Origin of the sequence: Pseudomonas sp. W2I6 (assembly GCF_030815935.1) — a bacterium.
Classification (GTDB): Bacteria; Pseudomonadota; Gammaproteobacteria; order Pseudomonadales; family Pseudomonadaceae; genus Aquipseudomonas.
On record NZ_JAUSXJ010000001.1, the window covers coordinates 4,709,511 to 4,722,856 of the forward strand.

Genomic DNA, 13,346 nt, shown 5'->3' on the forward strand with positions numbered 1-13,346 from the left:
ACGCCTATGGCTACCTTTGAACCTGGTCACCTGCACATCGAACGCCACGCGCTGAACAAGGATGACTACAGCTACAACCTGTGCATCGACTACGAAGTCAGCCAGGACCCAAAGGAAGGCAAGGGAATGCTCTTCAAGATGCACGGCACGGTGCAGGGCAAGGAGCTCAAGGAAGAGTTCTTCCTGCCCAAGGACCAGTCGTTCGACTTCGCCCGGCAGGCGATGAACATCGCGCAGAAGTACGGCATGCCGAAGATTGCCGTGCTCAATGGCCAGATGCACAAGCAGTACGATTTGATGTTTGAGGATGTGCGCCATCAGCTGGATGTGAAGCCGGGCGACCCGATCAAACCCGAACACCTCGAATAACCTGATTTCCCAGGCACCAACTATCAAATGTGGGAGCGGGCTTGCTCGCGAATGCGGTGTATCAGCTGATACATCCGGTGACTGACACACCGCATTCGCGAGCAAGCCCGCTCCCACATTTTGATCTCCATCTTCTCCAAGGCATACTTGCCACCTCTCGCTCGCCAGAACCAAAAACAGCCCCATGCGTATCCACGTCAGCTTCATCGACCGCGTCGGCATCACCCAGGAAGTCCTGGCCTTGCTCGGTGGGCGCAATCTGAACCTGGATGCGGTGGAAATGGTTCCGCCCAACGTCTACATCGACGCGCCAACCTTGAGCGCCGAGGTACTGGAAGAGCTGCGTGATGCACTGTTCAGCGTGCGCGGCGTGCAAGCCGTGACCGTGGTCGACATCCTCCCCGGCCAGCGCCAGCACCTGCAACTCGATGCCCTGCTCGCCGCCATGACCGACCCGGTACTGGCCCTGGACAGCGCCGGCAAGATCCTGCTGGCCAACCCGGCGCTGATCGCCTTGTACGGTCGCGAACCCGCCGGGGAAAGCATCAACGAACTGTTCGACGACCCAACCCTGCTGGCCACCCTGCTGGAACACGGCTTTCGCCTGGCCCTGCGGGAAATCAGCGTCAACGGCCAGACCCTGCTGCTGGACGCCACGCCGATCACCGACGCCGGCGCCCTGCTGACCCTGTACCAACCCAACCGCATCGGCGAACAACTGTCGGCGCTGCACCATGACCACGCCGAAGGTTTCGACGCGTTGTTGGGCGAGTCCCCGGCGATTCGCACCCTCAAGGCGCGGGCGCAACGGGTGGCGGCGCTGGATGCACCGTTGTTGATCCAGGGCGAGACCGGCACCGGCAAGGAGCTGGTGGCCCGTGCCTGCCACGCCATCAGCGCGCGCCACAGCGCGCCGTTCCTGGCCCTGAACTGCGCGGCGCTGCCGGAGAACCTGGCCGAGAGCGAACTGTTCGGCTACGCCCCCGGCGCCTTCACCGGTGCCCAGCGCGGCGGCAAGCCGGGGCTGATGGAACTGGCGAACCAGGGCACGGTGTTCCTCGACGAGATCGGCGAGATGTCACCGTACTTGCAGGCCAAGCTGCTGCGGTTTCTCAACGACGGCAGCTTCCGCCGGGTAGGCGGCGACCGTGAGGTGAAGGTCAATGTGCGGATCCTCAGCGCCACCCACCGCGACCTGGAAAAGATGGTCAGCGAAGGCACCTTCCGCGAAGACCTGTTCTACCGCCTCAACGTGCTCAACGTCGAAGTGCCGCCCCTGCGCGAGCGCGGCCAGGACATCCTGCTGCTGGCCCGCTACTTCATGCAGCAGGCCTGCGCGCAGATCCAGCGCCCGGTCTGCCGCCTGGCGCCGGGCACCTACCCGGCGCTGCTGGGCAACCGCTGGCCGGGCAACGTGCGCCAGTTGCAGAACGTGATCTTCCGCGCCGCGGCCATTTGCGAAAGCAGCCTGGTGGACATCGGCGACCTGGACATCGCCGGCACCTCGGTGGCGCGGCAGAACGATGGTGAAGTCGACAGCCTGGAGCAGGCGGTGGAAGACTTCGAGCGCGGGTTGCTGGAGAAGCTGTATACCAGTTACCCGTCCACTCGCCAGCTGGCCAGCCGCCTGCAAACCTCCCACACCGCCATTGCCCATCGCCTGCGCAAGTACGGTATTCCCAACAAGCCCTGACTGACTGCACGCGATCAACATGTGGGAGCGGGCTTGCTCGCGAATGCGTTGGGTCAGTCAATACATTCGGCACTGACATACCGCTTTCGCGAGCAAGCCCGCTCCCACATTTGATCTACGGCGCCCTCAAAAGCGACCTCCGCCCGTACTGAAAGCGCTACAGTGGAATGATATCGATACACACCGTCGTAGGCGTCGCCATGCAAGGCTTTGATCCTCATAGTCTTTTTTTCAACGGTCCAGCTGTAGCGATATCGCTACAACCACCTTCCGAACATCACCTGCCATAATCAGTAACCAATTGTTTTATAACGATAAAAAAACATTGGCCGCAATTTTGCTAAGCAACTCCCCATTATTCCAATCCCGTCCACCAGACGAATCTGGCCCTGAGGAGTTTCCATGAGCGAGTTGCGCTTTACTGAAGATCACGAATGGCTGCGCGCCGAAGCCGACGGCAGCGTGACCGTGGGCATTACCGCTTTTGCGCAGAACGCGCTGGGTGATGTGGTTTTCGTGCAACTGCCTGAGCTGCAGTCCTACGACAAAGGGGCAGAAGCCTCCACCGTTGAATCGGTCAAGGCCGCCAGCGGCGTATACATGCCATTGGACGGCGAAGTCCTCGAAGTAAACGACAAGCTGGACGGCAGCCCCGAGCTGGTCAACGAAGACCCGATGGGCGAAGGCTGGTTCTTCCGCTTTAAACCGGCTGATGCCGACGCAGTAGCTAAGCTGTTGGATCAGGATGCGTATGACCGCCTGATCAAAGCCAACGCTGAAGCCTGAGGAGCGCGCCATGACTAATCTGACCACCGCCAACGAATTCATCGCCCGCCACATCGGCCCGCGCCAGGACGACGAGCAACACATGCTCGCCACCCTGGGCTTTGATTCCCTGGAAGCCTTGAGCGCCAGCGTGATCCCGGAGAGCATCAAGGGCACCGCCGTACTGGGCATGAGCGATGGCTTGAGCGAGGCCGACGCACTGGCTTCGATCAAGGCGATTGCCGCCAAGAACGAGCTGTTCAAGACCTACATCGGCCAGGGCTACTACAACTGCCACACACCGTCGCCGATCCTGCGCAACCTGCTGGAAAACCCGGCCTGGTACACCGCCTACACGCCGTATCAGCCGGAGATTTCCCAGGGCCGCCTGGAGTCGCTGCTGAACTTCCAGACGCTGATCAGCGACCTCACCGGCCTGCCGATCGCCAACGCCTCGCTGTTGGACGAAGCCACCGCCGCTGCCGAAGCCATGACCTTCTGCAAACGCCTGAGCAAGAACAAAGGCAGCAACGCGTTCTTCGCCTCCGTGCACAGCCACCCGCAAACCCTCGACGTACTGCGCACCCGTGCCGAGCCACTGGGCATCGACGTGGTGGTGGGCGACGAGCGTGAACTGACCGACGTCAGCGCCTTCTTCGGCGCCCTGCTGCAATACCCGGCGAGCAACGGTGACGTGTTCGACTACCGCGAACTGACCGAGCGCTTCCACGCCGCCAATGCGCTGGTGGCCGTGGCCGCCGACCTGCTGGCCCTGACCCTGCTGACCCCGCCGGGTGAGTTCGGCGCCGACGTGGCCATCGGCAGCGCGCAACGCTTCGGCGTTCCGCTGGGCTTCGGTGGCCCGCATGCGGCGTACTTCTCCACCAAGGATGCGTTCAAGCGCGACATGCCGGGCCGTCTGGTCGGCGTCTCCGTGGACCGTTTCGGCAAGCCGGCCCTGCGCCTGGCCATGCAGACCCGCGAGCAACATATCCGCCGCGAGAAGGCCACCAGCAATATCTGCACCGCCCAGGTATTGCTCGCCAACATCGCCAGCATGTATGCCGTGTACCACGGCCCGAAAGGCCTGACCCAGATCGCCAACCGCATTCACCACCTGACCGCGATCTTCGCCAAAGGCTTGGGCGTATTGGGCCTGGCGGTTGAACAAGCCCACTTCTTCGACACCCTGACCATCAAGACCGGCGCGCAAACTGCTGCCCTGCACGACAAGGCTCGCGCCCAGCGCATCAACCTGCGTGTGGTCGACGGCGAACGCGTTGGCCTGTCGGTCGACGAAACCACCTCCCAAGCCGACATCGAAACCCTGTGGAGCGTGTTCGCCGGCGGTAAAGCCCTGCCGGACTTCGCCGCATTGGCTGCCAGCGTTGAAAGCACCCTGCCGGCCGCGCTGCTGCGCCAGTCGCCGATCCTCAGCCACCCGGTGTTCAACCGTTACCACTCCGAAACCGAGCTGATGCGCTACCTGCGCAAACTGGCCGACAAGGACCTGGCCCTGGATCGCACCATGATCCCGCTGGGCTCGTGCACCATGAAGCTCAACGCCGCCAGCGAAATGATCCCGGTGACCTGGGCCGAGTTCGGTGCCCTGCACCCGTTCGCCCCGGCCTCGCAAAGCGCCGGCTACCAGCAACTGACGACCGAACTGGAAGCCATGCTCTGCGCGGCCACCGGTTACGACGCGATTTCCCTGCACACCGAACGCCGGTTCCCAGGGCGAATACGCCGGCCTGCTGGCCATCCGTGCCTATCACCAGAGCCGTGGCGAAGAACGCCGCGATATCTGCCTGATCCCGTCGTCGGCCCACGGCACCAACCCGGCCACCGCCAACATGGCCGGCATGCGCGTCGTGGTCACCGCCTGCGATGCACGCGGTAACGTCGACATCGAAGACCTGCGTGCCAAGGCCATCGAGCACCGCGAGCACCTCGCTGCGCTGATGATCACCTACCCGTCCACCCACGGCGTGTTCGAAGAAGGCATCCGCGAAATCTGCGGGATCATTCACGACAACGGCGGCCAGGTGTACATCGACGGCGCCAACATGAACGCGATGGTCGGCCTCTGCGCCCCGGGCAAGTTCGGCGGCGATGTATCCCACCTGAACCTGCACAAGACCTTCTGCATTCCCCACGGTGGTGGCGGCCCGGGCGTCGGCCCGATTGGCGTCAAATCCCACCTGACGCCGTTCCTGCCCGGCCATGCCGCGATGGAACGCAAGGAAGGCGCGGTCTGCGCCGCACCGTTCGGCAGCGCGAGCATCCTGCCGATCACCTGGATGTACATCAGCATGATGGGCGGCGCGGGCCTCAAGCGCGCTTCGCAGTTGGCGATTTTGAATGCCAACTACATTTCCCGCCGCCTGGAAGAGCACTATCCCGTGCTGTACACCGGCAGCAATGGCCTGGTGGCCCACGAATGCATCCTCGACCTGCGCCCGTTGAAAGACAGCAGCGGCATCAGCGTGGATGACGTGGCCAAGCGTCTGATCGACTTTGGTTTCCATGCGCCGACCATGTCGTTCCCGGTGGCCGGCACCTTGATGATCGAGCCGACCGAAAGCGAGTCCAGGGAAGAACTGGACCGCTTCTGCGACGCGATGATCGCCATCCGCGAAGAAATCCGCGCGGTGGAAAATGGCTCGCTGGACAAGGACGACAACCCGCTGAAAAACGCGCCACACACTGCCGCGGAACTGGTTGGCGAATGGAGCCACCCATACAGCCGTGAACAAGCGGTGTACCCGGTGGCGTCGTTGATCGAAGCCAAGTACTGGCCGCCGGTTGGCCGGGTCGACAACGTGTTTGGCGATCGCAACCTGGTGTGCGCTTGCCCGTCGATCGAAAGCTACGCGTAACCTGATGTGGGAGCGGGCTTGCTCGCGAATGCGGAGTGTCAGTTGATACATCTGGTGACTGACCCACCGCTTTCGCGAGCAAGCCCGCTCCCACATTGGACCGAGTACATCCGATCAATAATAAGAAACCGGAGAACAACCATGTCTTTAAGCGTGTTCGACCTGTTCAAGATTGGCATCGGCCCCTCCAGCTCTCACACCGTCGGCCCGATGCGCGCTGCCGCTCGATTCGTCGAGGGACTGAAGCGCGACAACCTGCTGGGCGCCACCACCTGCGTCAAGGTGGAGCTCTACGGCTCACTCGGCGCCACCGGCAAAGGCCACGGCAGTGACAAGGCCGTATTGTTGGGCCTGGAAGGCGAGCACCCGGATACTGTGAACACCGAAACCGTTGCCGCCCGCCTGTTGGAAATTCGCGGCAACGCACGCTTGAACCTGCTCGGCGAACACAGCATTGCGTTCAACGAGAAAGAACACCTGGTGATGATTCGCAAACCCCTGCCCTATCATCCCAACGGCATGATCTTCCGCGCCTTCGACGCCGCCGGCTTGCAGATTCGCAGCCGCGAGTACTACTCGGTGGGCGGCGGGTTTGTGGTGGATGAAGACGCCGCCGGCCACGACCGGATTGTCGAAGACGCCACGCCCCTGACGTTCCCGTTCAAAAGTGCCAAGGACTTGCTCGGCCATTGCGCCACCTATGGGCTGTCCATCAGCCAGGTGATGCTGACCAATGAAAGCGCCTGGCGCCCGGAAGCGGAAACCCGCGCCGGCCTGCTGAAGATCTGGCAGGTGATGCAGGACTGCGTGGACGCGGGCTGTCGCAACGAAGGGATTTTGCCGGGAGGGCTGAAGGTCAAGCGCCGCGCCGCCGCGTTGCATCGCCAACTGTGCAAGAACCCGGAATCGGCGCTGCGCGACCCGCTGTCGGTGCTGGACTGGGTCAACCTGTACGCCCTGGCGGTCAACGAAGAAAACGCCAATGGCGGGCGCGTGGTGACGGCGCCCACCAACGGTGCGGCCGGGATTGTGCCGGCGGTGTTGCACTACTACATGCGCTTTATCCCGGGGGCCAGCGAAGACGGAGTGGTGCGCTTCCTGCTCACCGCCGCAGCCATCGGCATTCTGTACAAGGAAAACGCCTCGATCTCCGGCGCCGAAGTCGGCTGCCAGGGGGAAGTCGGCGTGGCCTGTTCCATGGCTGCCGGTGCCCTTTGCGAAGTGTTGGGCGGTACGGTTTCCCAGGTAGAAAACGCCGCCGAGATCGGCATGGAACACAACCTCGGCCTGACCTGCGACCCCATCGGCGGCTTGGTGCAGGTGCCCTGCATCGAGCGCAACGCCATGGGTTCGGTCAAGGCCATCAATGCGGTGCGCATGGCCCTGCGCGGCGACGGGCAACACTTCGTGTCCCTCGACAAGGTCATCCGCACCATGCGCCAGACCGGCGCCGACATGAAAAGCAAATACAAGGAAACCGCCCGTGGCGGTTTGGCGGTCAACATTATCGAGTGCTGACGCCTATAAGCGCGTCCGCACGTTTTTCAGGAGCTGAATATGTCCACCGAAACCCTGTTGAAAACCCCGTTGCACGCCCTGCACATCGAACTGGGCGCACGCATGGTGCCCTTCGCCGGCTACGACATGCCGGTGCAATACCCGCTGGGCGTGATGAAAGAACACCTGCACACCCGTGAACAAGCCGGGTTGTTCGATGTGTCGCACATGGGCCAGATCCGCCTGACCGGTGCCGGTGCCGCCAAGGCCCTGGAAACCCTGGTGCCGGTGGACATCATCGACCTGCCGGTGGGCATGCAGCGTTGTGCGATGTTCACCAACGAGCAAGGCGGCATCCTCGATGACCTGATGGTCGCCAACCTGGGTAACGACGAACTGTTCCTGGTGGTCAACGCCGCCTGCAAGGACCAGGACCTGGCCCACCTGCGCCAGCACATCGGTGACCAGTGCACCATCGAGCCACTGTTCGAGGAACGCGCCCTGCTGGCCCTGCAAGGCCCGGCTGCCGTCAGCGTGCTGGCGCGCCTGGCGCCGGAGGTCAAGCACATGACCTTCATGCAATTCGCACCGACCCGCCTGCTGGGCGTGGACTGCTACGTCAGCCGCTCGGGCTACACCGGCGAAGACGGCTTCGAAATCTCGGTACCGGCCGCGAACGCCGAGGCCCTGGCCCGCAGCCTGCTGGCCGAAACCGAAGTACAGGCCATCGGCCTGGGCGCCCGCGACTCCCTGCGCCTGGAAGCCGGCCTGTGCCTTTATGGCCATGACATGAACACCGAGACCACGCCGATTGAAGCCAGCCTGTTGTGGGCAATTTCCAAGGCCCGTCGTGCTGATGGCGCACGCGCCGGTGGCTTCCCGGGCGCCGATGCGATCTTCACCCAGCAACAAACCGGCGTCAGCCGCAAACGCGTAGGCCTGTTGCCACAGGAACGCACGCCGGTCCGTGAAGGCGCAGAAATCGTCGACGAACATGGCACCGTGATCGGCAGCGTCTGCAGCGGCGGTTTTGGCCCGAGCCTGGGCGGCCCGCTGGCCATGGGTTATCTGGACAGCGCTTTCATCGCACTGGATACCGAAGTATCTGCGTTGGTACGTGGGAAAAAGGTGCCACTACGTGTAAGTAAAATGCCATTCGTGCCACAACGTTACTACCGTGGTTGATTGACTGTTCCTATAAGTAACGCGGTTGCGTTAACGTGCACTAATCTGTAACGCAACCGCCACATTAAAGTGCATTGACGATAGTCAATGTTATGTTCAGTCACCTATAACAAGTGACGAATTCTATCGAATAAACGCGTTCCACATTGTGGACAGAAGTGTAACGAGGCCGAGCAAAACCTGGGGTTTTGCCGGGGCTTGTTTTTTCTGTATTAGTTGGCGTAGAGTTTGCCCACTGTGTTTGCATGGGTCGCTTTGAACCTGGACCTGGGCAGTAGCCAAAGTTTGCTACAACCCGTTCGACGTCTCTTACTTTCCTGCAACCCAGCCCAGTACTCTTTCATGTGAAAGGGGCTGTCATTAATTTTTTTGCGTCAAGGAAATAAGAAAATGGCTGATCGTCAGAGCGGTACCGTCAAGTGGTTTAACGACGAAAAAGGGTTTGGTTTTATCACTCCAGAAAGCGGTCCGGATCTGTTCGTCCACTTCCGCGCTATTCAGGGCAACGGCTTCAAAAGCCTGAAAGAAGGCCAGAAAGTGACCTTCATCGCGGTGCAAGGCCAGAAAGGCATGCAAGCCGACGAAGTACAAGCAGAAGGCTGATCCTTGCTGCGACAAAAAGCCCCTGATATGACATCAGGGGCTTTTTTATGGGCGTTCTTCCGTAAAATGGCTTTTTTCCTGCCGAGAGCCATGCCATGTCGAAACACCTGCTGAGCCCCCAAGGCGAGTTTCCCGCCGTAGGCCTGGGCCGTCGTCTGGCAGCGATGTTCTATGACTTCCTGTTGTGCACCGCCCTGCTGATCGTCACGGCCTTCATCTACAAGCTGGTGTGGATGGGGTTTGTCGGTGAGGCCAAGTTGCGGGCGCTGTCTGAGTCTGGCGCGCTGGATGGTGATCCGCTGTTGTCGACGATTTTGTTTTTTGTGTTGTTTGGGTTTTTTGCCAAGTTCTGGACGCACTCGGGGCAGACCCTGGGGATGCAGGTTTGGGGGGTGCGGGTGCAGAACGCTGATGGGTCGCGGATCAGTCTGTGGCAGGCGTTGTTGCGGTTTGTGGTGTCGATTGCTTCGTGGTTGTGCCTGGGGCTTGGGTTTATCTGGTCGTTGTTCGACAAGCAGAAACGTGGCTGGCATGACATTTATTCGGATACGCGGTTGGTGCGGGTTCCGAAGAAAAAGAAGTAGGTTTTCAGGTTGGGGGCATATCCGTTGCTGCGGTTATGGCCGCTATTGGTTCCGCTTTTACAGCGGCTCACTTTTGAAAAGCGCAAAAGTAAGCAAAACGCTCTTGCCCCACCACTCGGCTCCTCGCCTAGGCTCGGAGTGCCCTCACTCCGGCTTTGGACCGTGGGCCGCCGTCATGGGCCATCCCTGGCCCAGGACGGCTAACCTGGCGTCCTGCCAGGTTACCCACGCTCCAAAGCCTGCGTTCGGCCAGCGTGGTTTAACGGGGCGCCTAAGATCAAAATCAAGATCAACAGCAAGAGCACAGCGGCCTCCCGGCCGGCTTGAGTGTTAAAAGCAAAATCTAAAGCGGGCACGGTCCAAATGTGGGAGCGGGCTTGCTCGCGAAGGTCGTTAACGATGACGTGGGCATCCTGATTCAACGCGGCGCTCTCAGGTTTTTCGCGAGCAAGCCCGCTCCCACAGAAAAGCAGCTCTGCTTTCGCTCTGGTCTTTGCTTTTGCTTTTAACACTCAAGCCGGCCGGGAGGCCGCTGTGCTTTTGATCTGCTTTTGATCTTGATCTGCGGGCCCCGTTAACCACGATGGCCGCAAGTAGGCACGGTGGAGCGGGTAAATCGGCAGGGATGCCGATTTAGCCGCGCCGGGCCATGGATGGCCCGTCGCGGCGGCCCGCGGAACCGGGCCGGAGTGCGGGCATGCCGAGCCTAAGCGAGGCACCGAGTGGTGGGGCAAAGACCTTTTGGTTACTTTTGGGGCGTTTGCCAAAAGTGACCCGCTGTAAGAGCGGAACCATAAGCGGCCGTTACCTAAATAACGGATATGTACTCAAACAAGATCAAGCATTCCCCGCCAACCTCAACCGAGCCGCCTGAGTAAAATCCAACATCCGCTTCAGCGGTCTAACCGCCTGCGGAATCACCGAAGGCTCAACAAAAATCTCATTACTCCCCTCACGCAAGCACTGCAGCGTACGTTCCAGGGTATTCATCGCCATCCACGGGCAATGCGCACAACTGCGACACGCCGCCCCATTCCCCGCCGTCGGCGCCTCGACAAACACCTTGTCCGGGCACAACTGCTGCATCTTGTAGAAGATGCCCCGATCAGTAGCCACGATAAACGTCTTGTTCGGCAACCGCTGCGCCGCCGCAATCAACTGGCTGGTAGACCCCACCGCATCCGCCAACTCAATCACCGAAGTGGGCGACTCCGGATGCACCAGAATCGCTGCATCCGGGTACAACGCCTTCATGTCCTCCAACTGCTTGGACTTGAACTCCTCGTGCACGATGCACGCACCATCCCACAGCAACATGTCTGCACCCGTCTGACGCTGGATATAGGTGCCCAGGTGCTTGTCCGGCCCCCAGATAATCGTCTCGCCGTTATCCATCAGGCTTTCGACAATCTCCAGCGCACAACTGGAAGTCACCACCCAATCAGCACGGGCTTTCACCGCCGCCGACGTGTTGGCATAGACCACCACGGTGCGCTCAGGGTGCTGATCACAGAATGCCGAGAACTCATCCACCGGGCAGCCAAGGTCCAGGGAGCACGTGGCTTCCAGTGTCGGCATCAGGATGCGTTTTTCAGGCGTGAGGATCTTGGCCGTCTCCCCCATGAATCGCACGCCCGCCACCAATACGCTCTTGGCCGGGTGCGCCGCGCCGAAGCGGGCCATTTCCAGGGAATCGGAGACACAGCCACCGGTTTCTTCGGCCAGGGCCTGAATCACCGGGTCGCAGTAGAAGTGTGCCACCAGCACCGCGTCCTGAGCCTTGAGCTCGGCGGCGATGGCGGCGCGGTAGCCCGCCTCTTCTTCGGCGCTCAGCACCTTGGGCTGCTTGGCGTCGAGGTGGGCTTGGACCAGAAGGCGTTCGGAAATTTGCGTCATGTTCGCAAGACCTGCAGGCGCAGTTGCGCGAAAGTCGAGTGTACCACCGGCTCTGGAGCCTTTCGGGCGCCGCCGGACGAAGTGATTGTGTTCATCAAGCACGGTGAAGCTGCGCAAGGCTACAGAATATCGAATGGTTTCAAAAGCCTAATCTGGGATTCGGCCAGGCATGAAAAAGGGAAACCCGGCCAGGGGTTTCCCTTTTTTACAACGACCGGTTTAACCGGGCAAAGCGGACGGATCGTCTTGCAGCAACGCCCACTGATGCATGTTCGCCAGGGCATCCTTCAGGATGGTTTCATCGGCGCCCTTGGCACTCTTGCCTTCCCGCGCCGCATATTCCAGCAGTACCAGGTAGTCGCGATGGCTGGTGGCCTCGTTCGGTACCACGCTGTCTTTAACCAGTTGAGCCATCTCGTATCGCTGGGTGCGGGTGTTCTGGCTGGCGCTTTGGTCCACGGAGGCGTTGGTCAGGAAGCCATCCTTGTAGGTGATGTTCGCCGCACTGCTGGCCTTGTCGTCGACCTGCACATAGAGGTAGTTCTGCGACTCGCGCCTGGTATCGAAAGCCGGCGGCTTCCCGCCATCCAGGCCCTGATGGAAACTGGCCTTGAGGCTTGATCGCTGGACCTGATCGATCGTGCGATTGGAGAGGTCATTGCCGCCGATGCGCGTTTTCTGGGAAATCCCATAGGCAAACGTATCGGTTTCCCCTGGGCGCGCCGGGTTGGGGGAGCTGGCCGCCTGGCTGATGGAGGCCTTGAAATCCGCCAGGCCCGTCAGCAGGCCTTGATCTGCCGCGCTGCGGGTCAGCGGCGCAGGCGCTTTGGCGCTCTGCGGGTAGTTGCTGTTCATGGCGGTAAACGCATCCTTGAACATCGCCATCAGGTCAGCATTGGCTTTGCCCCGCGTCTGGGCCTTGTCGAACTGGGCCAGGTAGCTTTTCAGCGCGATTGCCTGTTGCTTGGCGTTGCCGAGGATGCCGGCGTTCTTCAGGTCGACCAAGAGATTCACTTCCCCCGCCGGGCTACTCATGCGCGTGGTGCGGCCCTGGCTGTCCGCATGGAATGCAAGCGTGAGGTCGTCAGTATTGCTCACTTTCAATTTGCCGCTGAGGTCCACAGCAGCCAATACGCTGGAATCAAACTGCGTCAGCTTGCTCAGCTCGAGTTTCGGCGGCTGGGCGGCCAGGCCGTCGATCGCGTCCTGGAAGGCTTCGCCCAACTTGGCGACTTCCTTGAGTTCGGCGGCGCTGAGGGCGCCACCGTCCACCTTCGCCTGCGCGGCCAGGCCTGCGGACTGGCTGGCCAGGCTGAAGGTGACGGTCTTGCCGCTGGCCGTCTTGACGGTCAGGCTGACCAGGTTGTCGGCCTTGCTGTGCAGCAGCGTCTGTTGAACCTTGAGTTCGGCGGGGCTTTGGGTCCTGGAAGAGTTGGTGCTCAGCGCCGACTGGGAAATGTCGGTACCGCTCTTCGCAAATTGCTCGATCAGGGTAGCGCCCAGGCCGCTGAAGCCTGTGCCTCTGGGCAGTGCAGGGAAATTCGTGCTGATCGCTTTGGTGACCGCATCGTCGCTGTCACTTTCCCAGGCATTGATCGGCCCATGGCCGGGCAATTGGCCGTTGCGGGAATACGTCTCGGCTTGAACGTCTACCGTGACATTGCCAAGGCTGACCACCGAGGAAGGTCGCACGGCAGCGGCGTCCGTTTCTGGCGCCTGCGTAGCTGGCGGGGTAACGGCGGGTCGATTGGTAAGGGCGATGGCGGAGCTGATCGGCGAAAGCGTAGTCATGACGATCCCTGTCTTGAGCTGGATTGCAGCCAATTTAACCAAGACAGGGAAGGTTTGGTAGCGCGACCGATACAATTGCTAGCA

The 13,346-nt window shown here is 61.1% G+C and carries 9 protein-coding genes and 1 pseudogene; 8 read left to right on the forward strand and 2 right to left on the reverse strand.

Annotation, left to right across the window (positions count from 1 at the left end; all coding sequences use genetic code 11):
• The first annotated feature begins 6 nt into the window (after positions 1–6).
• The 8 genes and pseudogenes from QF039_RS21700 to QF039_RS21735 all read left to right on the forward strand — a co-directional run bounded on the left by QF039_RS21700 (position 7) and on the right by QF039_RS21735 (position 9,575).
• Positions 7–369, forward strand: a complete 363-nt coding sequence (locus QF039_RS21700) for a DUF5064 family protein (RefSeq protein WP_307520620.1) — start codon at positions 7–9, stop codon at positions 367–369.
• Between the two features lie 184 nt (positions 370–553).
• Positions 554–2,062, forward strand: a complete 1,509-nt coding sequence (locus tag QF039_RS21705) for a sigma-54-dependent transcriptional regulator (protein WP_087692648.1) — start codon at positions 554–556, stop codon at positions 2,060–2,062.
• Between the two features lie 402 nt (positions 2,063–2,464).
• Positions 2,465–2,848, forward strand: a complete 384-nt coding sequence (gcvH, locus tag QF039_RS21710; protein ID WP_003220049.1) for a glycine cleavage system protein GcvH — start codon at positions 2,465–2,467, stop codon at positions 2,846–2,848.
• Positions 2,849–2,858: 10 nt separating this feature from the next.
• Positions 2,859–5,706 (forward strand): annotated as a pseudogene (gene gcvP, locus QF039_RS21715) (aminomethyl-transferring glycine dehydrogenase).
• A 141-nt stretch (positions 5,707–5,847) separates the two neighbouring features.
• Positions 5,848–7,224, forward strand: a complete 1,377-nt coding sequence (locus QF039_RS21720) for an L-serine ammonia-lyase (RefSeq protein WP_307520623.1) — start codon at positions 5,848–5,850, stop codon at positions 7,222–7,224.
• A 39-nt stretch (positions 7,225–7,263) separates the two neighbouring features.
• Positions 7,264–8,388 (forward strand): glycine cleavage system aminomethyltransferase GcvT, encoded by a 1,125-nt coding sequence (gene gcvT, locus QF039_RS21725; RefSeq protein ID WP_307520626.1) that lies wholly within the window; start codon positions 7,264–7,266, stop codon positions 8,386–8,388.
• A 390-nt stretch (positions 8,389–8,778) separates the two neighbouring features.
• Positions 8,779–8,991, forward strand: a complete 213-nt coding sequence (locus QF039_RS21730; protein ID WP_003220045.1) for a cold-shock protein — start codon at positions 8,779–8,781, stop codon at positions 8,989–8,991.
• Positions 8,992–9,086: 95 nt separating this feature from the next.
• Positions 9,087–9,575, forward strand: a complete 489-nt coding sequence (locus QF039_RS21735; protein ID WP_003220044.1) for an RDD family protein — start codon at positions 9,087–9,089, stop codon at positions 9,573–9,575.
• Positions 9,576–10,412: 837 nt separating this feature from the next.
• On the opposite strand, the gene nadA is transcribed toward QF039_RS21735, so the two are convergent.
• Positions 10,413–11,471: a quinolinate synthase NadA gene (nadA, locus tag QF039_RS21740; RefSeq protein ID WP_307520629.1), complete on the reverse strand. Its 1,059-nt coding sequence runs from the start codon at positions 11,469–11,471 to the stop codon at positions 10,413–10,415.
• 219 nt (positions 11,472–11,690) lie between these two features.
• On the reverse strand, positions 11,691–13,262 hold the full coding sequence (locus QF039_RS21745) for a lactate dehydrogenase (RefSeq protein ID WP_307520631.1): 1,572 nt from the start codon (positions 13,260–13,262) through the stop codon (positions 11,691–11,693).
• Positions 13,263–13,346: the final 84 nt, after the last annotated feature.

Bases quoted from the DNA above. Each gene is read 5' to 3' on its own strand.
- QF039_RS21700 (WP_307520620.1), top strand. From the start codon at position 7: ATGGCTACCTTTGAACCTGGTCACCTGCACATCGAACGCCACGCGCTG.
- QF039_RS21705 (WP_087692648.1), top strand. From the start codon at position 554: ATGCGTATCCACGTCAGCTTCATCGACCGCGTCGGCATCACCCAGGAA.
- gcvH (WP_003220049.1), top strand. From the start codon at position 2,465: ATGAGCGAGTTGCGCTTTACTGAAGATCACGAATGGCTGCGCGCCGAA.
- QF039_RS21720 (WP_307520623.1), top strand. From the start codon at position 5,848: ATGTCTTTAAGCGTGTTCGACCTGTTCAAGATTGGCATCGGCCCCTCC.
- gcvT (WP_307520626.1), top strand. From the start codon at position 7,264: ATGTCCACCGAAACCCTGTTGAAAACCCCGTTGCACGCCCTGCACATC.
- QF039_RS21730 (WP_003220045.1), top strand. From the start codon at position 8,779: ATGGCTGATCGTCAGAGCGGTACCGTCAAGTGGTTTAACGACGAAAAA.
- QF039_RS21735 (WP_003220044.1), top strand. From the start codon at position 9,087: ATGTCGAAACACCTGCTGAGCCCCCAAGGCGAGTTTCCCGCCGTAGGC.
- nadA (WP_307520629.1), bottom strand. From the start codon at position 11,471: ATGACGCAAATTTCCGAACGCCTTCTGGTCCAAGCCCACCTCGACGCC.
- QF039_RS21745 (WP_307520631.1), bottom strand. From the start codon at position 13,262: ATGACTACGCTTTCGCCGATCAGCTCCGCCATCGCCCTTACCAATCGA.